Source organism: Pseudoalteromonas sp. BZA4 (assembly GCF_040104395.1).
Classification (GTDB): domain Bacteria; phylum Pseudomonadota; class Gammaproteobacteria; order Enterobacterales; family Alteromonadaceae; genus Pseudoalteromonas.
Genome location: NZ_JBECOT010000063.1, coordinates 1 through 20,302 on the forward strand (window position 1 = coordinate 1; position 20,302 = coordinate 20,302).

The 20,302-nt window shown below is 42.6% G+C and carries 18 protein-coding genes; 12 read left to right on the top strand and 6 right to left on the bottom strand.

From position 1 onward, the window contains the following. Window positions 1–356: 356 nt before the first annotated feature. From ABMY41_RS18340 to ABMY41_RS18355, 4 genes are all read left to right on the top strand, one after another. A complete protein-coding gene (locus ABMY41_RS18340) occupies window positions 357–830 on the top strand; it encodes a DUF721 domain-containing protein (RefSeq protein ID WP_349275819.1) in 474 nt (157 codons plus the stop codon). Window positions 831–1,585: 755 nt separating this feature from the next. Next, a complete protein-coding gene (gene secA / locus ABMY41_RS18345; protein WP_055022436.1) occupies window positions 1,586–4,294 on the top strand; it encodes a preprotein translocase subunit SecA in 2,709 nt (902 codons plus the stop codon). A gap of 62 nt (window positions 4,295–4,356) precedes the next feature. Further along, window positions 4,357–4,758 (top strand): 8-oxo-dGTP diphosphatase MutT, encoded by a 402-nt coding sequence (mutT, locus tag ABMY41_RS18350; protein ID WP_250659814.1) that lies wholly within the window; start codon window positions 4,357–4,359, stop codon window positions 4,756–4,758. A 412-nt stretch (window positions 4,759–5,170) separates the two neighbouring features. Continuing rightward, complete coding sequence (locus tag ABMY41_RS18355) at window positions 5,171–7,243, top strand: M13-type metalloendopeptidase (protein WP_349275821.1); 2,073 nt, start codon at window positions 5,171–5,173, stop codon at window positions 7,241–7,243. Window positions 7,244–7,379: 136 nt separating this feature from the next. Here the strand turns inward: ABMY41_RS18355 and yjgA are convergent, their stop codons facing one another. Then, a complete protein-coding gene (yjgA, locus tag ABMY41_RS18360) occupies window positions 7,380–7,901 on the bottom strand; it encodes a ribosome biogenesis factor YjgA (RefSeq protein ID WP_058583884.1) in 522 nt (173 codons plus the stop codon). A gap of 137 nt (window positions 7,902–8,038) precedes the next feature. Between yjgA and pmbA the strand changes: the two genes are divergently transcribed. Beyond that, window positions 8,039–9,376 carry a metalloprotease PmbA gene (gene pmbA / locus ABMY41_RS18365; RefSeq protein WP_055021365.1) on the top strand — a complete coding sequence of 446 codons (1,338 nt, stop codon included), beginning with the start codon at window positions 8,039–8,041 and terminating at the stop codon, window positions 9,374–9,376. Between the two features lie 130 nt (window positions 9,377–9,506). Continuing rightward, window positions 9,507–9,923, top strand: a complete 417-nt coding sequence (locus ABMY41_RS18370; protein ID WP_287243557.1) for a VOC family protein — start codon at window positions 9,507–9,509, stop codon at window positions 9,921–9,923. A 438-nt stretch (window positions 9,924–10,361) separates the two neighbouring features. Here ABMY41_RS18370 and ABMY41_RS18375 read toward each other — a convergent pair whose 3' ends face one another. Together ABMY41_RS18375 and ABMY41_RS18380 are read right to left on the bottom strand one after the other, a co-directional pair. Beyond that, on the bottom strand, window positions 10,362–10,736 hold the full coding sequence (locus tag ABMY41_RS18375) for a hypothetical protein (protein ID WP_349275823.1): 375 nt from the start codon (window positions 10,734–10,736) through the stop codon (window positions 10,362–10,364). A 367-nt stretch (window positions 10,737–11,103) separates the two neighbouring features. Next, window positions 11,104–11,763 carry a LiaF domain-containing protein gene (locus ABMY41_RS18380; protein WP_055197475.1) on the bottom strand — a complete coding sequence of 220 codons (660 nt, stop codon included), beginning with the start codon at window positions 11,761–11,763 and terminating at the stop codon, window positions 11,104–11,106. A gap of 328 nt (window positions 11,764–12,091) precedes the next feature. Here ABMY41_RS18380 and ABMY41_RS18385 point away from each other — a divergent pair, with 328 nt between their 5' ends. The 3 genes from ABMY41_RS18385 to ABMY41_RS18395 all read left to right on the top strand — a co-directional run bounded on the left by ABMY41_RS18385 (window position 12,092) and on the right by ABMY41_RS18395 (window position 13,337). Then, on the top strand, window positions 12,092–12,658 hold the full coding sequence (locus ABMY41_RS18385; protein ID WP_054563315.1) for a BON domain-containing protein: 567 nt from the start codon (window positions 12,092–12,094) through the stop codon (window positions 12,656–12,658). Window positions 12,659–12,715: 57 nt separating this feature from the next. Next, the gene (locus ABMY41_RS18390) at window positions 12,716–12,874 is read left to right on the top strand and encodes a YqaE/Pmp3 family membrane protein (protein WP_064971745.1); all 159 of its coding nucleotides are present in this window, start codon (window positions 12,716–12,718) and stop codon (window positions 12,872–12,874) included. 253 nt (window positions 12,875–13,127) lie between these two features. Then, complete coding sequence (locus tag ABMY41_RS18395) at window positions 13,128–13,337, top strand: hypothetical protein (RefSeq protein ID WP_054563317.1); 210 nt, start codon at window positions 13,128–13,130, stop codon at window positions 13,335–13,337. On the opposite strand, the gene ABMY41_RS18400 is transcribed toward ABMY41_RS18395, so the two are convergent. Next, entirely contained in the window at window positions 13,322–15,346 is a 2,025-nt protein-coding gene (locus tag ABMY41_RS18400) for a methyl-accepting chemotaxis protein (protein WP_289098697.1), read from the bottom strand. The genes ABMY41_RS18395 and ABMY41_RS18400 overlap by 16 nt on opposite strands. Window positions 15,347–15,459: 113 nt before the next feature. Between ABMY41_RS18400 and ABMY41_RS18405 the strand changes: the two genes are divergently transcribed. After that, on the top strand, window positions 15,460–16,230 hold the full coding sequence (locus ABMY41_RS18405; RefSeq protein ID WP_287243354.1) for an NADP-binding protein: 771 nt from the start codon (window positions 15,460–15,462) through the stop codon (window positions 16,228–16,230). On the opposite strand, the gene hutC is transcribed toward ABMY41_RS18405, so the two are convergent. After that, a complete protein-coding gene (gene hutC, locus ABMY41_RS18410) occupies window positions 16,231–16,938 on the bottom strand; it encodes a histidine utilization repressor (RefSeq protein ID WP_287243355.1) in 708 nt (235 codons plus the stop codon). Between the two features lie 142 nt (window positions 16,939–17,080). Here hutC and hutI point away from each other — a divergent pair, with 142 nt between their 5' ends. Next, window positions 17,081–18,322 (top strand): imidazolonepropionase, encoded by a 1,242-nt coding sequence (gene hutI / locus ABMY41_RS18415; RefSeq protein ID WP_349275827.1) that lies wholly within the window; start codon window positions 17,081–17,083, stop codon window positions 18,320–18,322. 121 nt (window positions 18,323–18,443) lie between these two features. Further along, window positions 18,444–20,126, top strand: a complete 1,683-nt coding sequence (locus tag ABMY41_RS18420; RefSeq protein ID WP_287243359.1) for a GGDEF domain-containing phosphodiesterase — start codon at window positions 18,444–18,446, stop codon at window positions 20,124–20,126. Between the two features lie 80 nt (window positions 20,127–20,206). Here the strand turns inward: ABMY41_RS18420 and ABMY41_RS18425 are convergent. After that, a partial coding sequence (locus ABMY41_RS18425; protein WP_328250129.1) for an IS3 family transposase occupies window positions 20,207–20,302 on the bottom strand: 96 nt, incomplete at its 5' end.

A 20,302-nucleotide genomic window follows, 5' to 3' on the forward strand; every position in this document is an offset into this window, starting at 1 on the left:
AGTCATAAAGGGGCGAATACATTAAAGTGACCAGGGGTAGCTCCCCAAATAGAGTCCGTATATAAGCCAGCATCTAATCTTTATTTAATAAATACTCCGTTGACAAAAAACGGGGAGTCCATATAAGGAAAAGAATTTATAGCCATCAGCCTTCAGCTGTCAGTATTGAGCAGAGCGGCATTGTTTGTGGTTTCTTTATTAATTTGCATGCTTGGTGCTGAATGTAAGACGCACCAAGCAAGCGTGACGCCTACAATCGTTGTAACTTGTAACTCGACTTTCGAACCTAATAGCTTCATATTTACGTAGGTGGTATATTCCCTTTGTGGTGATTAACCCTTTTAGGTAGACGATTAATGGCAAAAGATAGATACGCGCCAAAGGCTGTTGGCGATATTATGGCGGGCTTGAGTGGCCGCTTGGCGTCTTATGCTGGTAAAACTCAAGGCTTGTCTTCTCAACAAACCATTCTTGATGACTTTTTAGGTGAAATCCTTTCGAAAAAATGCCGGGTAAGTAATTACCGCGATGGTACCTTAATGATAGAAGCGGTTTCGGCACCGATTGCACTGCGTTTAAATTACTTAAAAATGGATATGCTTTCGCATTTTCGTGCCGCTGGTATGGTAGAGCTTGGGCAAATTAAAATTACCGCAAACCCACAGGCAACCCAGCGCTTATCGGCAACAAATAAGCCAGAACAAAAGCCTGTTTCGAAGCGCCAAATGAGCGAACAAACGGCCGATTACCTCAGCGCCATCGCCGCAGACGCCCCTCCATCTTTAAAAGCCAAGTTAGAGCGTTTAGCACAGCATGGGCGCAAAAAATAAATAAAGCCATCAGCCATCAGCTGTCAGTTTGAAGCCGAATTGTGTTGTTTGTAGGTCAGACATAGGTTGATGAAATTGCGCTGTATGTCAGACGCGCCAAGCAAGCGTGACGCCTACGTTTGAGGAAGGCGTGAAATTTATTTCGCGCGTAAGATCTTTTTGCACAAAGAGAAGTGAATGAGAAGAGAATGAGGAAACCACAAGATCATTTTTTACTTCCTCTAAAGCGAAGCGTCTCTTATCCTCTTTGTGATAATTTGTCTTTCTCTATGTAGCGCGGAGCGCCTCGGTGTTGTCTTTGGTTCAATATGTTTTGCACAAAGAGAAGTGAATGAGAAAAGAATGAGGAAACCACAAGATCATTTTTTACTTCCTCTAAAGCGAAGCGCCTCTTGGCCTCTTTTGTGAAAATTAATCTACTTCGCTTTTTTATACCCTGATCTTGATTTTATTCTTATTGTCGCCATATCTATTCAGTAATCTTGTTTTCACCCTTTTGATGGGGTTAGATCAAAGATTATGGCTGATTTTTAAATTTTCTTGCCGAAATTCCATATCTTCACACACAGAAGGTTTGATGTTGCGCAGACTCTGGTATGATAGCGCACGAAATAAGCGGTGTTTTGAACAGCGTACTGATAAATTGTTAATTAATATGCCCTACATCATGAGCATAAGCGCATATTAATTATCAATTGAAGAAAGTGGGTTAGCTAATGACTAGCTAACAAAGAATACATTGTAACGGTTTTATCATGATATCTAATTTATTTACCAAGATTTTTGGTAGTCGCAATGACCGCACTATTAAAAACCTAAGAAAGACGGTCGCTCTAATTAATGCGCTTGAAAAGCAATTAGAAGCGCTTTCTGATGAAGATTTAAAAGCAAAAACAGCTGAATTTAGAGAGCGTTACGATAACGGACAAAGCCTAGATGACATTTTACCAGAAGCATTTGCTGTGGTACGTGAAGCATCTAAGCGTGTAAACGGCATGCGTCACTTCGACGTACAGCTACTAGGTGGTATGGTTTTACATCAAGGTCGCATCGCAGAAATGCGTACCGGTGAAGGTAAAACACTAACTGCAACATTACCTGCATACCTTCGTGGTTTAACAGGTAAAGGTGTTCACGTAATTACCGTGAACGACTACCTTGCAAAACGTGACGCCGAAACTAACCGCCCATTATTTGAGTTCTTAGGCCTAACAGTAGGCTGTAACGTACCAGGCATGATGCCACAGCAAAAGAAAATCGCTTACGCTGCCGACATCACTTACGGTACCAATAACGAATTTGGCTTTGATTATCTGCGCGATAACATGGCATTTAGCATTGAAGAGCGTGTTCAACGCCCACTTTACTACGCTGTAGTGGATGAGGTGGATTCAATCCTAATCGATGAAGCGCGTACGCCGCTAATTATCTCAGGCCCAGCTGAAGACAGCTCTGAGCTTTACATCGAAATCAACAAAATTGTGCCTGACCTAGAGCTTCAAGAAAAAGAAGATGAAGAAGGCGTTGAAGGCGACGGCGATTACACGATCGATGAAAAGTCTAAGCAAGTTCACCTAACAGAGCGTGGCCAAATTAAAGTTGAAGAGCTACTAATTGAGCGCGGCTTAATTCAAGAAGGTGATTCACTTTACTCAGCTTCAAGCATCACATTATTAAGCCATGTGTATGCGGCACTTCGTGCTCACAAGCTTTATCAAAAAGACGTTGATTACGTTGTTAAAGAAAACGAAGTTATTATCGTTGATGAGCACACAGGCCGTACAATGGAAGGTCGTCGTTGGTCAGAAGGTTTACACCAAGCTGTTGAAGCAAAAGAAGGTGTGCGCATTCAAAACGAAAACCAAACATTGGCATCAATCACATTCCAAAACTACTTCCGTTTATACGACACGCTAGCGGGTATGACAGGTACAGCAGACACAGAAGCGTTTGAGTTCCAGTCTATCTATGGTCTAGACACAGTAGTAATGCCAACTAACAAACCGATGATCCGTGACGATCGTGCTGACCTTGTATACCTAACACAAGAAGAAAAGTACGAAGCAATTCTTGCTGATATCAAAGATTGCCAAGAACGTGGTCAACCGGTACTTGTGGGTACTATTTCTATCGAAAGTTCTGAGTACTTATCGCAGTTCTTACGTAAAGAAAAAATTAAGCACAACGTACTTAATGCTAAGTTCCACGCACAAGAAGCAGACATCGTTGCCGATGCAGGTTTACCTGGCACAGTAACTATTGCAACTAACATGGCCGGTCGTGGTACCGATATCGTGTTAGGTGGTAACTGGAACAGCGAAGTTGAAAAGCTAGAAAACCCAACTGACGAACAAATCAAAGCGATTAAAGATGAGTGGCAAAAACGCCACGACGCAGTAATCGAAGCGGGTGGTTTACACATCATTGGTACTGAGCGTCACGAGTCTCGTCGTATCGATAACCAGTTACGTGGTCGTTCTGGTCGTCAAGGTGATGCCGGTTCAAGCCGTTTCTACTTATCAATGGACGACGCGCTAATGCGTATTTTCGCTGGTGAGCGCATGACTAACATGATGCGTAAACTAGGTATGCAACGCGGTGAAGCAATTGAGCACCCTTGGGTTAACCGCGCAATCGAAAACGCACAACGCAAAGTTGAAGCACGTAACTTTGACGTTCGTAAGCAATTACTTGAGTACGATGACGTAGCAAACGACCAACGTCGTGTTGTTTACTCGCAACGTAACGAGCTACTTGAAGAAGGCGATATTTCAGAAACTATCACTGCAATTCGCGGCGATGTGCTAAATGGTGTGATTGACCAATTCATTGCACCGCAAAGCTTAGCTGAAATGTGGGATATCCCAGGTCTTGAAGAACGCTTAAAACAAGATTTCTTAATCGAGCTGCCAATTTCACAATGGCTAGCTGACGATAGCAAACTATACGAAGAGAAGCTTCGTGAGCGTATCGAAGAAGCGGTTGAGCAAGCATACAAGCAAAAAGAAGAGATGGTAGGCGAGTCTGTACTACGTCAATTCGAAAAAGCGATTATGCTACAAAGCCTAGACCAACATTGGAAAGATCACTTAGCTGCGATGGACCACCTTCGTCAAGGTATCCACTTACGTGGTTACGCACAGAAGAATCCTAAGCAAGAGTACAAGCGCGAGTCGTTCGAGCTATTCTCTGAAATGCTAGAGAACTTAAAAGTCGACGTTGTGGGTATTTTAAGTAAAGTACAAGTTCGCGCTGAAGAAGATGTTGAGAAAGTTGAAGAGCAACATCGTCGTAGCGAAAATGCACCACGTGAATACCAACACGAAGAAGCTGAGCACATCGGTGGCGAAACACCAGAAGGTGCTGTAGTAACACAACGTGCAGAGCCAAAAGTAGGCCGTAACGAGCCGTGCCCTTGTGGTTCAGGTAATAAATATAAGCAGTGTTGCGGTAAATTAAAATAACCAAAACACGGTGATAAAAAGCGACGCTTGCGTCGCTTTTTTTATGATTAAGGAAACAACAAATGACTAAAAAAGTAGTGCATGTTGCTGTTGGCGTTATTTATAAAGATCAGCAATTATTTATTTGTAAGCGCCCAGACGACAAACACCAAGGCGGCTTATGGGAATTCCCAGGCGGCAAAGTAGAGCAGGGCGAAAGCGTATTTGCCGCACTTCAGCGCGAGCTGTTAGAAGAAGTAAACCTAACCGTAAACGCTAGTGAAGAGCTAATGGTTATCGAACATGACTACGGTGATAAATGTGTGCGTTTAGATGTGCACATTGTTGATGATTTCACTGGTACGGCCCATGGCGCAGAAGGCCAACAAGGCAAATGGGTCGCACTTAGCGAGCTTGATGATTACAGCTTCCCTGCCGCGAATGTTGAGATTATCGAAAAGATAAAACAGAGGTTTGAGCTGTAAGCTTTCAGCTGTCAGTTTCTAGCCGCACGGTGTTGTTTGTAGGCCTTTGCCAGGGCCTACCTCGTAGGAAGTACTTTAGTGCCGAAAATATTTTCACAAAGAGAAGTGAATGAGAAAAGAATGAGGGAACCACAGGAGCATTTTTACTTCCTCTTCAGTGCAGCGCCTCATAACCTCTTTGTGAATCACAGAAATATCGCGCGATATAAAATCACGCCTACAATTCTACCGCTAATTTCCCCTTCCAACCGCTCAAAAATGCGTCTCATCCTGTTTTGATAAGAATTGTTACATATTCGGTTTTATTGTTTTGCTTAAGAGGTTTATTATGATGAAAGCGAAACACTAATGATTAATTACGTTTGCTAGTTTTTCGATAAATACATCAAAAAATAATTAGTACGGGACTCCCATGAAAAAAGTAACACTTACCGCGGCAAGTATTGCACTAGCCCTCGGTCTTGTTGGTTGTGGTGAAAAAGAACAAGAAACTAAAGCACCAGCAACTGCGACCGTAACTGAAGCAAAAGCACCTTTAAATTCAGGCATTGAACTGGCGAACATGGACAAGTCTGTTCGCGCACAAGATGACTTTTACTATCACGTAAACGGCGAATGGTTAGAGAAAACAGAAATTCCAGGTGATAAATCAAACTACGGTTCATTCACTCAGCTTTACGATGATTCGCAAAAAGCGATGAAAGAAGTACTAGAAAAAGCAGCGGCTAATAAAGACGTTAAGCCAGGCTCTGATGAAGCTAAACTAGCTGCATTCTACAACAGCTACATGGACGAAGCGGGCCGTGAAGCGGCAGGCATCAAGCCATTAACACCAGTGCTAGAAAGCGTTGATGCAGTTAAGAACAAGTCAGATCTTGTTGCTTTAATGGCTGAACTTCGCATTAAAGGCGGTAGCTTACCGTTTGGTTGGTACGTAAACAACGACGCGAAAAACTCTAGCGAAAACGCGATGTATGTTTATCAGTCTGGTTTAGGTTTACCAGATCGCGACTACTACCTAAAAGATGAAGAAAAATTCACAAAAATTCGTGAAGCTTACCAAGCATACGTAACAGCTATCTTAAGCAAAGCGGGTGTAGCTGATGCCGAGTCTGCGGCAAAAGCAATTATTGATCTTGAAACAAGCATTGCTGATGCGCAGTGGAGCCGTGTTGAAAGCCGTGATGCGACTAAATCTTACAACAAGATGAGCGTTGCAGATGCTAACAAACTTACTGGCGACTTTGACTTTGCAGCTTACCTTGAGGCATCTGGTATCAAAACTGAAGATGTAATCATTCGCCAGCCTAGCTACCTAGAAAAATTCGCAGGTATCTACAACGATACAGACTTAGCAACGTGGCAGAACTACCTTAAGTTCCACTTTGTTAGCAACTACGCTCGCTTATTAGATAAAGAGCTAGTAGACCTTAACTTTGATTTTTACAGCACAACACTTCGCGGTGTAACAGAGCAATCTCCACTTTGGAAAAAAGCGGTTGATGCATCAAACGGTGTATTAGGTGAAATTTTAGGTAAAGTATACGTTAAAGAGAACTTCCCGCCTGAAGCAAAAGCGCGCATGGAAGAGTTAGTTGATAACGTTATCAAAGGTTATGCAGTTGCGATTGAAAACCTTGAGTGGATGAGCCCTGAAACAAAAATTGCGGCTAAAGAAAAGCTTGATAAGTTCACACCAAAAATCGGTTACCCAGATAAATGGAAAGACTACTCAGCACTTGAAGTGAAAGGCGATGACTTAGTAGGTAACTACATTCGCCACAGCGAGTGGGAATATGCAGATATGACTGCAAAACTTGGTAAGCCAGTTGACCGTTCTGAGTGGCACATGACACCACAAACAGTAAACGCTTACTATAACCCAGTGAACAACGAAATCGTATTCCCAGCGGCTATCTTACAACCACCATTCTTTAACCTAGAAGCTGATGACGCTGTTAACTACGGCGCAATTGGTGCGGTAATCGGCCACGAATTAGGTCACGGTTTTGATGACCAAGGTGCGAAGTACGATGGTGACGGTAACTTACGTAACTGGTGGAGCGAATCAGACCTTAAACAGTTTGAAGAGCGTACAGGTCAGCTAGTTGCTCAATATAACGAGTACAAGCCATTTGAAGATGCAAGCGTTAATGGTCAGCTTACATTAGGTGAAAACATTGGTGACTTAGGCGGCTTAACAGTTGCTTATACGGCATACCAGTTATCACTTGGTGATGAAAAAGCGCCTATCATTGATGGTTACACAGGTGATCAGCGTTTCTTCATGGGTTGGTCGCAAATTTGGCGACGTAAATATCGTGACGAAGAGTTACGTAACCGTCTAATGACAGACCCTCATTCACCAAGCCATTACCGTGTAATCGGTATTCTTTCAAACATGCCAGAATTCTATCAGGCGTTTGATGTGAAAGAAGGCGACAAAATGTATATCAAACCAGAAGATCGCGTAAAAATCTGGTAATTGATTATCGATTTTAAAAAGGCTCTGAGTGAACGCTCAGAGCCTTTTTTGTTTGGAGCTGTCAGCTCAAGACGCGCCAAGCAAGCGTGACGCCTACGGTTTGATGTAGGCGTGAAATTTATTTCGCGCGAAGAAATTAAAGCATAATTGCATCTTTTAGATACTGGAATAACTCTTTGTAATTCTTGGCTGGCTTTTCTGCTTTCACTTCTTTTGCGGCGCTGCGCACTAATTGGCGCATTTTTTGGCGCTCAAGAGAAGGGTATTGATCAATTGTTGAATTGATCAGGTCGTCACCTTGTTTAATCAAATCATCGCGCAGGGTTTCGATTTTGTTCATCAAAACATCCGCTTGATTGTTTTTATTAAGCATGATGTCGATCATCGCTTGGATTTCATCAACGTTTTCTGTGGTACGTAATACTTTTGCGATGTAGTTTAAGTTACGACGGTAAGCATCGCTCTTATCACTTACTTTATCAGAAACAACTAACGCTTCTTTTAAATCGTGATTAAGCGGTAAACGATCGCGTTGCTTTTTCGGCATTTTTGCAATTTCAGCACCCAGACCATGATATTGCATGGCTTCACGTTTTAATTCGCTTTTTGATACGTAAATAATTTCTTCTTCGATAAGTGGCTTTTTCTTCTTCGCCATAAGGATGCTCATTCAGTAAACTTAACTATTCGCTATTATACGCCATTTAGTTAATGATTAATATTAGCTGATGCAGGTCTCGCAGTGTGTTAGCATTCGTTACACTATAAAAAATATCAGAACCTAGGACACACAAGATGAAAGATCCTATTTATCAACACATTTCTGAAGTGAAAGACGCAGTAAGCGAAGTGCTTGAGCATGCAAAAAAATTGGGTGCAACAGCAGCAGAAGCGGCGATGTCGAGCACATCAGGTTTGTCTGTCAGCACGCGCATGGGCGAAGTTGAAACAATAGAGTTTAACCAAGACGGTGGCTTAGGTATCAGTGTTTATGTGGGTAATAACAAAGGCTCTGCTTCAACGGCTGACTTAAACCCTAAAACATTACGTACAGTGGTCGAAAAAGCCATTGATATTGCAAAGTTCACCTCTGACGACCCATTTAATGGTATCGCTGATAAAGAGTTACTTGAATTTGCACCGCAAGATTTAGATTTATACCACCCGTGGGAAGTTAGCCCAGAGCAAGGTGTGGAGTTTTGTCATCAAGCAGAGCAAGCGGCGTTAAATGCCGATGAGCGCATTGTAAATTCAGATGGTGCGAGTTTTTCATCTCACCAAGGTTTACGTGTTTATGGTAACAGCCATGGCATGATTGCAGGTTACCCGCGTACGCGTCATAGCATTAGTACGATGGTGATCGGTAAAGAAGGCGAGCAAATGCAGCGTGACTCGGCTTATACCATCGCGCGCCATAAAGATGATTTAAACGACGCTGCAAAAGTAGGCCTCGAAGCGGCAACCGAAACCTTGGCTAAACTTAACAGCCAAAAGCTCGGTACCATGAAAGTACCAGTGATCTTTAGAGCAGATATTGCTAACTCATTATTCGGCCATTTAGTGTCGGCGATTGGTGGCGGCGCGCTTTATCGTAAATCGAGCTTCTTGCTTGATAGCTTAGGTACAAAAGTATTTAGCGATTGTGTGAATATCTCTGAGCGCCCGCATTTATTAAAAGGTTTAGCGTCTTCGCCGTTTGATGCTGAAGGTTTAAAAACTGTAGATCGTGAAATAATTCAAGGCGGTGAGCTGCAAACTTACCTATTAGCTAGCTACGCGGCACGTAAACTATCGATGGCACCAACGGGTCATGCTGGTGGTATTCATAACTGGCTAGTTGAACAAACCCATGCCGATTTAAAAGCACTTTTAAAAACCATGGGCACAGGCTTATTAGTAACTGAACTTATGGGTCAAGGTGTGAACACGGTAACCGGTGATTACTCACGTGGCGCGGCGGGTTTTTGGGTTGAGAATGGCGAAATCCAATACCCAGTAAGTGAAATCACGATTGCTGGTAACTTAAAAGATATGTTTAAGGCCGTTGTGGGCTTAGGTGGTGACATCGAGCGTCGTGGCGGTATTCAAACAGGCTCTGTATTGATTGAACAAATGCAGGTTGCTGGTAGTTAATTCATAAATAACGAATCATTTTTTAAAAGCCTCACTTTAGTGGGGCTTTTTTATTTGAAAAAACGCTTTACCTAAACTTAACTTGAGGTTTTATCTTGGTGGCAGTTTAAAAATAAAAAGGAAAACTACCATGTATTTAGAACACGTAAACCTTGTTGTTAGTAATGTGGATGCCATGCTGCACTTTTATAAAGCAGCATTCCCGCACTGGCGTGTGCGTAGTCAAGGCGATAGCACATGGTCAGGAAAACCGCGTAAATGGCTGCACTTTGGTGATGATTACCAATATCTTGCATTAAGCGATAACGGTGAAGCTGAAAACCGTGATTTAGCCGGCCACCAAGTAGGCCTTGCCCATTTTGCTTATGTGACAAACGATATTAATGCGGTAGTTGAACGTCTGGTTTCGGCTGGTTATGAAATTGATAAACACGGCCCAGAAAACCCTTATCGTAAAAATATATATTTCATCGACCCCGCAGGTTTTGAAGTTGAGTTTGTAGAGTATTTTAGTGATATCCCGAGTGAGAGGAATAATGACTTGTAGCTAGAGCAGTCAGCTTTTAGCCGTCAGTTTTGAGCCGAGCGGTGTTGTTTGTAGGCCTTTGCCAGGGCCTGTCTCGTGGGAGGTACTTTTGTGCTGAAAGTATTTGCACAAAGAGAAGTGAATGAGAAGAGAATGAGTAAACCACAAGATCATTTTTACTTCCTCTAAAGCGCAGCGCCTCTTATCCTCTTTGTGCGATTAAATTTCTTTGATGTGGGTGTGAAGTTTAGTGAGCCATCAGCTTTTAGTTTTGAGCCGAATTGTGTTGTTTGTTGGTCAGGTATAGGTTGATGAAGTGGTGTTGTATGTAGGACGCGCCAAGCAAGCGTGACGCCTACGGTGATGTAGGCGTGAAATTTATTTCGCGCGAAAATATTTGCACAAAGAGAAGTGAATGAGAAGAAAATGAGGAAGTGATAATAATGCTTTTTGTTTCCTCTAAAGCGCAGCGTCTCTTAACCTCTTTGTGCGATTAAATTTCTTTGATGTGGGTGTGAAGTTTAGTGAGCCATCAGCTTTTAGTTTTGAGCCGAATTGTGTTGTTTGTTGGTCAGGTATAGGTTGATGAAGTGGTGTTGTATGTTCGACGCGCCAAGCAAGCGTGACGCCTACGGTTGATGTAGGCGTGAAATTTATTTCGCGCGAAAATATATTCACAAAGAGAAGAAAATGAGAAGAGAATGAGGAAGTAATAATAATGCTTTTTGTTTCCTCTAAAGCGCAGCGCCTCTTGGTCTCATTGTGAATATTACCAAAGATCTTTTTGCACAAAGAGAAGTGAATGAGAAGAGAATGAGTAAACCACAAGATCATTTTTTACTTCCTCTAAAGCGCAGCGCCTCTTGGTCTCTTTGTGCGATTAAATTTCTTTGATGTGGGTGTGAAGTTTAGTGAGCCATCAGCTTTCAGCTGTCAGTTTTGAGCCGAATTGTGTTGTTTGTTGGTCAGGTATAGGTTGATGAAATGGTTTGTATGTTCGACGCGCCAAGCAAGCGTGACGCCTACGGTTGATGTAGACGTGAAATTTATTTCGCGCGAAAATATTTGCACAAAGAGAAGTGAATGAGAAGAGAATGAGGAAACCAAAAGATACTTCCTCTAAAGCAAAGCGTCTCATAATCTCTTTGTGAATAAAGGCATATTGTGCGATATAAAATCGCGCCTACAATATCTCGCAACTTTACTGCACCTTATTCATTTCTTTCCAGCTGGCTTTTAGGCTGTTGGCAAAGCTGATGAACTTTTCTTTCATGGTACGTTTAACTGAAATCTCGACTGAGCCTAGCCATACATTACCTTCAATTGTGATGGTTGGGCCTTGGCCTTTATTTAAGGCAACTGATTTATTCTCTACGCTGCCAATCACGCTAAATAATTTAGATACCACATTTACATGTTCTGGTACGTAGATTTCGTCGTTACCTAAAATACAGTTCACGTAAATGGTGACGTGCTGATGTTGGAAAATTGCTTCGCTAAAGTCGAGTTCGATTGAACCTAAGCAGTTTGTTAGGTGAATTTCTTTTGGTACTACCCATTGGCCGCTGCGCTCATTTGAACCCAAAATACTCCTAAGCTGCAGGCTTTCGTTGTCGCTGCTGTGGCTGTAGTGAGGTTTAAATTGCGCATGCTTATGCGATTTGTAGTCAATATCCGCCTTCAGATCTAAATCAGCAACCAGTTCAACCAGTACTTCGTTGCTGGTGGCTGCCATTGCTTGGTCTAGGCGGCGTTCGAATGCTTCAGCTGAAATAACAGCATGACTGTAGTTATAAATGAGTTGATCAATGACTTCTTCTCTTACTTGATCGATTGGGCGATCTTCAAGTTTAACGGCCATGGTAGTTCCCTGTTGTGATTTTAAAGGTGATTTTTAGTTATTAATTACGAAGCAAGGCTTAGGCCAAAGTTTATTTTTATATAAATCAATGGTTTGTGTTTTTTGCTAATAAACAACTTCGTTAAATTAACCACAGATTAATAAAATCAGCAACTAAGTGGCTATTTTTGCAACATCGTGAACTTCTTACCGAGCAGCTTGTAAATCTTTACCTAAATGAATATAAATAGTCGCTGAATAAGTGTTTAACTTGCTGAAAATAAACAAGTAAATAGTTGGCATTATAGTCGCATTAGTAAATGTGTCTTTAATCAAAAGGAGAAAGATTATGAACACTTTTAACAAATCTATGATTGCCGCTTTAGTAATTGGTGCAACTAGCATGTCAGCTCAGGCAAGCAGCTGGGAAAATGAAAGTAAAGATGCTTGGATTGATGGTAAGGCAGAAACTGTGCTTCTTATGAACACAAACCTTAACAACTTTGACATCAACACTGATGTAACGAATGGCAAAGTTGTACTTACAGGTAAAGTTGATAGCGAATTAGATAAAGAGCTTGCTGAAGAGCTAGTTCTTAGCCTAGACGGTGTTAGCTCTGTTGATAACAAACTAACTGTTGTTAAAAACATGAAAGCTAAGCACATGAAATCAGACAAAGCTGATTCAGCAGAAAGCGACTTAACCGACGCAAAAATCAGTACTGTAATCACGACACGTTATTTATTTAACTCAGAAGTAGGTGGTACAGACATCGATGTTGATACCGACATGGGTGTAGTAACACTAAAAGGTACTGTTGAGTCTGATGCAGAAAAGCAATTAGCGGTTAGCATTGCTGAAAATGCTGAAGATGTTCGCAAAGTAATCGATGAATTAACGATTGTTGCTGAATAATAGCAAGCCCAATATAGCCCAGCTTTGGCTGGGCTTATCTTTTTCAAGGAGTGAGTCATGGATTTAATACGTATTATTTTATCGGTTTTAATTCCACCTCTCGGCGTATTTTTACAGGTAGGTTTAGGTGCGCAGTTCTGGATTAATATTCTTTTAACCTTATTAGGGTACATTCCAGGTTTGATTCATGCTGTGTATATCATCGCTAAGCGATAATCACCGCATTAATCTACAAGGATGGGTAATGGAGCACAGCAAGGAGTTGCTGTAGGAGTAACGGACGATAAACCGCAAGGAGTTTACAGTATGGATAATGTAACTACGCACAAAGGACAACAAGGAAGTAACAAGGCGTTATGGAGTAGCGCACAATGGCAACGCTTTATGGATAAAGTGAATGGAGATGATAGCAAGGAATAAGCTTAGGCAGGAGCCAAACAGGATGAAGCTAGCGTAAGGAGGAGACTATATGGAACAAGTACAAACGCAACCAACACAAGGATTGACCAACAAAGGAGTTGCTTTATGGAACAAGCAACAGTGGCACGAATTTATGGAACACGCGAAAGCGGTTGCGCCACGACTAACAGGGAAGGCTGACGATAAAAACCCGATGTCATCTTCAGGTGACATCGGGTTTTTAACTACTTCAGCAATTTATCTTTATAACTTAAATTGATTCACCGTCTCATTTAAAGACGCAGCTAACTCATTCAAATCACGTGCTTCATCCGCCAATTCATGGGCATGATCCGCAGTGCTATTCACTAAGTGATTAATTGCTGCCAAGCTATTGTTGATATCTTCTGCAACCACAGTTTGCTGCTCTGTCGACGTCGCAATTTGATGACTTTGATCTTGCACATTTGTCACAGATTGGGCGATGTCTTGTAGAGCTTGCAATACAATTTGTGTTTGCTCAACTGAGCCTTCAGCACGCTCTTGACCTTGTTGCATCATAGTCGACGCTTGTTGGGCAATTTGCTGTAAGCGGCTGACCATATTGCGAATATCATCTGTTGATTCTTGCGTTCTGCTTGCCAGTGAACGAACTTCATCAGCAACAACAGCGAAGCCTCGACCTTGCTCGCCAGCACGGGCTGCTTCTATCGCCGCGTTTAGTGCGAGTAAGTTGGTTTGCTCCGCTATTGAGTTGATAACATCAACCACCGCGCCGATATTGCCACTTTCTTGCTCAAGACCCGCAACCACTTTAGACGCTTCACCAATATGGCTTGCAAGAGCGGTCATGACTGACTGAGCTTGAGTAGAGCGTTTCGTACCGTCAACGGTGATGGTTTGTACTTCTTCAGCAGCATTATTGGTGTGCTGAGCATTGCGCGAGATTTCCATCACTGTAGACGCCATTTCGGTTACAGCCGCACTCACACTGTCAACTTGTTGCTTCTCTTGCTGAATTTCATCGTTGGTTTTTTGCGATACAATTTTCAACTGGCTCGCAGCTTGGCTAAGTTGTTCGGCCTGCGCAGCCGTATTTAGCATCATTGCACGTAGCTTATCGATAAAAGTGTTCATGTGATGAGCAAGTTGACCCACTTCATCATTACTCTTGATTTCGATTTTCTGCGTTAAATCGCCATCACCTGATGCGATATCACGCATGATGTAAGTTAGCTTAGTCAGCGGCTTGGTGATCATTTGCGTGGCCCAGAAGATCATCGCAATGATAATCGCAAGAATGATGATCACTGAGGTTGTGGTTGTCATCACTGCATCATTTACTGGCTCATCAATCATACTTGTTGGAATTAAAATACCCACGTACCAATCAAGGTAAGGGGTTTCTAGCTCAAGGCGGTTGTATACAACGTAATATTGCTCGCCTTTGAAAGTAACAAAGCTGCTGCCATCTTTTTGGCTTTTCATCGCGCGGTTTAATTCGCTAAAGCCTGATGTGTCGCTAAATTGCTTTTCGAGGGCATCTAAGCCTTCCTTGCCATTCGGACCTTCGTCAGTCACAGATAGCTTGTGGCCAGTGCGCTTGGATAAGTGCACAACCTTTTGATTGCCATCAAGTAAGAAACCAAAGCCTTGGCCATTAAAGCGAATTTCTTCAACCATGTCGTTAATGTTGTTTAGCTGTAAATCAACACCACCGAAACCTATTAGTTTGTTTTGTTTATAAACAGGCTGTTGTACAACTGCAGAGGCATTACCTGTGGTTAAGTCCACAGAGATTGGGCCTACATAGAGTTTGTTGATTTTTAAGGCATCTTGCCACCAACCACGTTTGTAAGCGTAGTAAGGTTGGCCGTTATAATGAGTGGTTCGTTCATTTTCTTTGAAGTACTCACCTGTTGTTGCAGATGCAAAGAAGGCAGATAAGATGTTGTCATCGTTGCCACTGATACGCACAAAATCTTGATTAATGCTGTCGTATCCTGGTTGGTTATCAAGACTTTGATCACGTTCAGTCCAATTGTCGAACCAATTCACTAAATGCGGATTTGTAATGAAGGTTTGAACCACTTTACCGTATTTGGCAAAGTAACCTTGCATTGAAAGTCGCTCACTCTGTAAATAGCTGTCGGCTTCGCGTTGAATAGCTTGGCGCGATAGATCAGCAATATGGCTAACAAAAAAACTAGACGCGATGATTAGTAGTACACTTATCGTCCCGCCGATGAGTAGTAATATTTTTTTACGTAAAGAGAGGTTATTTAACATAGGTGCACGTGTTTTTATTATCGGGTAGAGTTATCTATCTAATCATATTTGCACCCAAATCGCTACACCGTTAAGCGAACGTTAATAATAAATACTATGAGGTTGTTGGATAAATGAGTAATGAAAATAATAAACTAGTCGTTTTAGGTGCAGGTTGGCTTGGTAGTGCGCTTTGTGTTGAGGCAAAAGAATTAGCATGGCAAGTGCAGGGAACACACCGTAGTAGCGAGCACGAACATGACTTTCAGCGCCAGTTTGCGCTTGACGGCGATGAGCTTAAACACGATGTTTCACTTGAAGATGCATGGTGGGTGTGTGCAATTCCACCGCGTAGTCGCAGCTCAGAAAGTAATTATTTAGCTACTTTGCAAGCAGGGCTTGAGCTTGCCAAGCAACTAAATTGCAAAGGCTTTATTTTATGTTCTTCGACGGGGGTTTACCCAACTGACAATGGTCATTACGACGAAAGCACAACAATTAATTGCCAATCAGCGCGCCAGCAACTGTTATTTGATGCTGAGCAGTTAGTGCTAAATGCCGGTGGTAAATTATTGCGTTTAGCGGGCCTTGTTGGTCCTGGGCGCGACCCAGGTAAGTTTGTTGCAGGTAAAGAGCTGTCTAGCTCAAGTCAGCAAGTGGTAAACATGGTACAGCAGCAAGACGTGATAGCGGCGATTTTTTCTGTAATTGAAAACTGGTCAAGCGCGAACAGCATTTATAATGTGGTCAATCCGGCGCATCCTACAAAAGCAGATTACTACCAACAAAAATGCGCTGAGCAGGGTAATCAGCCACCGACATTTACTAGCCATGATAAAGGCGAGCGTATCATTGATGGCTCTGCGATTGAGTCACTGAGTTTTCGTTATCAAGCGCCTATTTAGCTACTTTTTAAAAGTAAGGTGGCCGCCTAGTCGGTATTTACTACCCGGCGAAACCAAACGTGCAAAGCTAACAATACCTTGCGATGACCAGGTTCGGCGGATCACTTGTAAGCATGGCTCTTCGTTGTACAGGTTGAGCCATTCACACATTTCTTGATTGGGCATAATCGCTTCAACCGTATGACGAGCCTCGGTAAGCGGAGCGTTTTTCGATAAGTATTCGTGGGGTGTTAGGCTGTGAAAATCTTGTTGTAAGTAGTCTTTAGCAAGAGCAGGGTTCACAAAACGCTCCTCAACTTGCAAAGGTTGTTCGTTCTCATTGTGCACAATCACACTTCGATAAACATGGCTGTCTACCTCGACACCCAAAGCAATCGCGATGGGGGCAATAGCGCTGATTGATTCCATCACTAAAATCGTACAACTGTAGTTACTGTTACGCGCTTTAACTTCATCGGCAATATTTTTGATTTCTAGTAACGATGATTGTGATTTTAAGCTGGCAACGAAAGTACCTTGCCCTTGGCTGCGGGTTAAAATACCGGCATCGGTTAACTCACTGAGCGCGCGCCTAGCTGTCATACGGCTAACTTGAAATTGACTGGTGAGTTCGTTTTCTGAAGGGACACGGTCGTTTTCTTGCCATTCTCCCGATTGAATATTTTCCAGAATGAATTCTTTTATTTGCGCAAACTTAGGGACGCTCATTATGAAAAGTTTATTTGTAAGTTAACAGTATGTTACAAGGTGACATAATTTCCTTGTATATACAAGATGAGTTGATAAACTTTAAGCAAATTTAAATTTAGGCTCATACTGAGCCTTTAGCAAGCATCAAGATAGGTGAAAAATGCACACAACCAACAATGATCAAGCGCTCTGGGATTTACTGATCACAGATGCCAATATCGCCACAATGGATCCTGCTGTTGATGCACCGTACGGCGCCATTGAAAATGCAGCGATTGCCGTTAAAGATGGCAAAATTGCCTGGTTAGGTGCACAAACCGATTTACCTAAATTTGACGCGTTAGCAACGCCAACTGTATCTGCAAAAGGTCAGTGGTTAACACCTGGGTTGATTGATTGTCACACTCACTTAGTGTTTGCCGGTAGCCGCGCAGAAGAATTCGAGCAGCGTTTGCAAGGTGTTAGCTACGAACAAATCGCTGCAAACGGTGGCGGTATTGCAAGCACCGTACGTGCAACTCGCGAAGCCGACCAGGAAACACTGTTTGTTAGTGCTAAAGAGCGCTTAAATGCGTTATACGCAGAAGGTGTGACGACTGTCGAGGTCAAATCTGGCTATGGTCTTGATTGCGAAAATGAAATTAAACTACTCGAAGTAGCTCGTTTACTCGGTGAGAACCACCCGGTTGATGTTAAAACCACGTTTTTAGGTGCTCATGCATTACCGCCTGAATATAAAGGCCGTAGTGATGAGTACATTGATTTGGTTTGCGGTGAGATGCTTGACCGTGTTGTTGAAGCTGATTTAGCTGATGCGGTTGATGCTTTTTGTGAAAACGTTGGCTTTAGCAACGAGCAAACTCGCCGTGTGTTTGAAGCGGCTAAAAAGCACAACTTACCGGTTAAGTTGCACGCTGAGCAGTTATCTAATCAACATGGCGCAGAGCTTGTTGCAGAATTTAATGGCTTATCGGCAGATCATATTGAACACTTAGATGAAGCTGGCATTCAAGCAATGGCCAAAGCGGGCACTGCAGCGGTATTGTTACCAGGTGCATTTTACTTTTTACGCGAAACAAAGTATCCGCCAATTGAACTACTGCAGCAGTACCAAGTTCCGATCGCCATTTCAACAGACTTCAACCCTGGAACTTCACCATTATGTTCATTGCACTTAATGATGAATATGGCGTGCACTATTTTCCGTATGACACCAGAGCAAGCATTAGCAGGCGTAACACGAAACGCCGCGGGTGCATTAGGTCTTGACGATCGTGGTGTGTTAAAAGTGGGGGCTCGGGCTGATATTGCTCATTGGCAAATATCCCACCCAGCACAATTAAGTTACCAATTCGGCGTAAATAAACTGTTAAATCTGTGGATTTTGGGTAGACTTAGTTAGATAAGTTTTATTACGCAGTTTGGGTTACATGTCATTGATTTTTAGTTTAGCGAGTAGTAGCACGCAACTCGTAAATTTAACAAGTGATGTAGTGCCAGTGTTTTTAGCTGGTAGCGTTTTTATGGCAATGATCTGTGCCCTATGCGTAACTCAAAACCCTATTTTAAGACTAAGCCTAGTCGTTAATGGCGTACTAGGTTTAGCTATTTTAAGCTTAGGGTTACCTTGGCTGGTGATCTTACTTGCTTTAGCTTTATGTTTTCATTTATGGCAAGCATTTCGCACCACTAATTGGCTTGCCATAATATTGAGTGTCTCTGCCGCAATTTCGTTCGCGGTTTTATACTCTGCCCACCTATTACTCGACACAGCCTTATATTGGCTTGTTTTCTCGGTAGTTATTTTATCTATTTCAGGCTTTTTTAATTACGAAGAGCCCGAAGAAGATGAGCAGGTTGAAGTAGAACCGCTCCATAACGATGATTTAGATGCTGCTCCACTGACTGGTTTACCTGACCGTAATGCACTTAGAAATAGCTTTGTTGCATGGACTGAAGAGCACTCAGCAAACTGTGCATTAGTGATGATCCGCCTTGAAGGCTTTAACGATGTTAACCAGCATATTGGTCGTGACTTTGGTGATTTATTATTAGCGCAATCGGCCACGCGTATTAAACAGCAACTCAGTGTTGATGCTGTGCTGAGTATGGTAAGTAACACCGCAAATACTGAAAAATTAGCGCATTTAGGGGGCTTAAACTTTGCGTTTATTTGCTCACTCGAAGAGCAAAAACACCTTCATGAACAGCTGATCAGCCAAATTAGGCAAGTCACATTAAAGCCATTCAACGTTGCTAATTGTACGATTGAAGTAAAAGTGCGCGCCAGTTACGTGAACTGTGACGAACCAGAGTACAGCTTCGAGAACTTAATTTCATTTGCCAACCTTGCCCTTGATTCAAACCCTGAGCGAGAAATTGTGCCTTACCACCCGCAAATGATGATCGAGCAATTAGAGCAACAAGCACGCCTACGCGAATTAGCACACTTAGATTTTGCCAGCGAACTTGAGCTTTATTTTCAGCCAGTTATTCGTAATAGCGACGAGCAAATTGAGTTTTTAGAATTGCTGCTACGTTGGCAACATCCAAAACAAGGCATTCTTTCGGCTAACAAATTTATTGATGATATTCGTGTCGCCGGCCTAAGTTACCCTGTGGCAGCGTATGTTATTGAGCGAGCGGCTGAGCTTGCTATGGCACTGCGTATGGAAGGCATTGAACTACCACTCAGTATTAACGTGTTTGGCCCAGAAATGCTGCATGAAGAGTTCATTGAATTTGTTGACCGCATTATGAATGAACACCGTTTAGAGCCGGGCGATTTAATCATTGAATGCCCGCTTGATCTATTTATGGGCTTAGATGACCAAGGTAAAGCCATGGTCGCAAGGCTAAATAGCATTGGTATTAAGCTGTGTATTGATGGCTTTGGCGACACGCCTATTTGGCTTGCTAAGCTGCCTAATCTTAATGTTGAGTATATTAAAGTAGCAGCATCGTTGACCGCTGATTTTGCCCATCAAAGCCAAGTTCGCAGCCTAGTTTCTGGCATGGTGGATATGCATAATCAAAATAATGCCAAGGTGATTTGTGAAGGGGTCGAAACCCTAGAGCAACTTAAATTTGTTAAGTCGTTGAATACCTACGCCGCCCAGGGTTATTACTTTAATTACCCGCTTAGCAGCGTAGGCATGATGTCGTGGTTAAAACAGTGGCGGTTAGAGCATCAGGGGAAAAGCTAAAGCCGTCAGCCGTCAGCCGTCAGCCGTCAGCCGTCAGCCGTCAGCTATCTGATCTGACCCCGATAAAGTAGACACGGGGTTTAATTAACTTGTTCGTACTGCATGGGACTTTTATACCCTAGGGTGCCATGCCTTCTTACTGAGTTGTAGTATTTTTCAATATAAAAATACGTTTG

Bases quoted from the DNA above. Each gene is read 5' to 3' on its own strand.
- ABMY41_RS18340 (WP_349275819.1), top strand. From the start codon at position 357: ATGGCAAAAGATAGATACGCGCCAAAGGCTGTTGGCGATATTATGGCG.
- secA (WP_055022436.1), top strand. From the start codon at position 1,586: ATGATATCTAATTTATTTACCAAGATTTTTGGTAGTCGCAATGACCGC.
- mutT (WP_250659814.1), top strand. From the start codon at position 4,357: ATGACTAAAAAAGTAGTGCATGTTGCTGTTGGCGTTATTTATAAAGAT.
- ABMY41_RS18355 (WP_349275821.1), top strand. From the start codon at position 5,171: ATGAAAAAAGTAACACTTACCGCGGCAAGTATTGCACTAGCCCTCGGT.
- yjgA (WP_058583884.1), bottom strand. From the start codon at position 7,901: ATGGCGAAGAAGAAAAAGCCACTTATCGAAGAAGAAATTATTTACGTA.
- pmbA (WP_055021365.1), top strand. From the start codon at position 8,039: ATGAAAGATCCTATTTATCAACACATTTCTGAAGTGAAAGACGCAGTA.
- ABMY41_RS18370 (WP_287243557.1), top strand. From the start codon at position 9,507: ATGTATTTAGAACACGTAAACCTTGTTGTTAGTAATGTGGATGCCATG.
- ABMY41_RS18375 (WP_349275823.1), bottom strand. From the start codon at position 10,736: ATGATCTTGTGGTTTACTCATTCTCTTCTCATTCACTTCTCTTTGTGC.
- ABMY41_RS18380 (WP_055197475.1), bottom strand. From the start codon at position 11,763: ATGGCCGTTAAACTTGAAGATCGCCCAATCGATCAAGTAAGAGAAGAA.
- ABMY41_RS18385 (WP_054563315.1), top strand. From the start codon at position 12,092: ATGAACACTTTTAACAAATCTATGATTGCCGCTTTAGTAATTGGTGCA.
- ABMY41_RS18390 (WP_064971745.1), top strand. From the start codon at position 12,716: ATGGATTTAATACGTATTATTTTATCGGTTTTAATTCCACCTCTCGGC.
- ABMY41_RS18395 (WP_054563317.1), top strand. From the start codon at position 13,128: ATGGAACAAGTACAAACGCAACCAACACAAGGATTGACCAACAAAGGA.
- ABMY41_RS18400 (WP_289098697.1), bottom strand. From the start codon at position 15,346: ATGTTAAATAACCTCTCTTTACGTAAAAAAATATTACTACTCATCGGC.
- ABMY41_RS18405 (WP_287243354.1), top strand. From the start codon at position 15,460: ATGAGTAATGAAAATAATAAACTAGTCGTTTTAGGTGCAGGTTGGCTT.
- hutC (WP_287243355.1), bottom strand. From the start codon at position 16,938: ATGAGCGTCCCTAAGTTTGCGCAAATAAAAGAATTCATTCTGGAAAAT.
- hutI (WP_349275827.1), top strand. From the start codon at position 17,081: ATGCACACAACCAACAATGATCAAGCGCTCTGGGATTTACTGATCACA.
- ABMY41_RS18420 (WP_287243359.1), top strand. From the start codon at position 18,444: ATGGCAATGATCTGTGCCCTATGCGTAACTCAAAACCCTATTTTAAGA.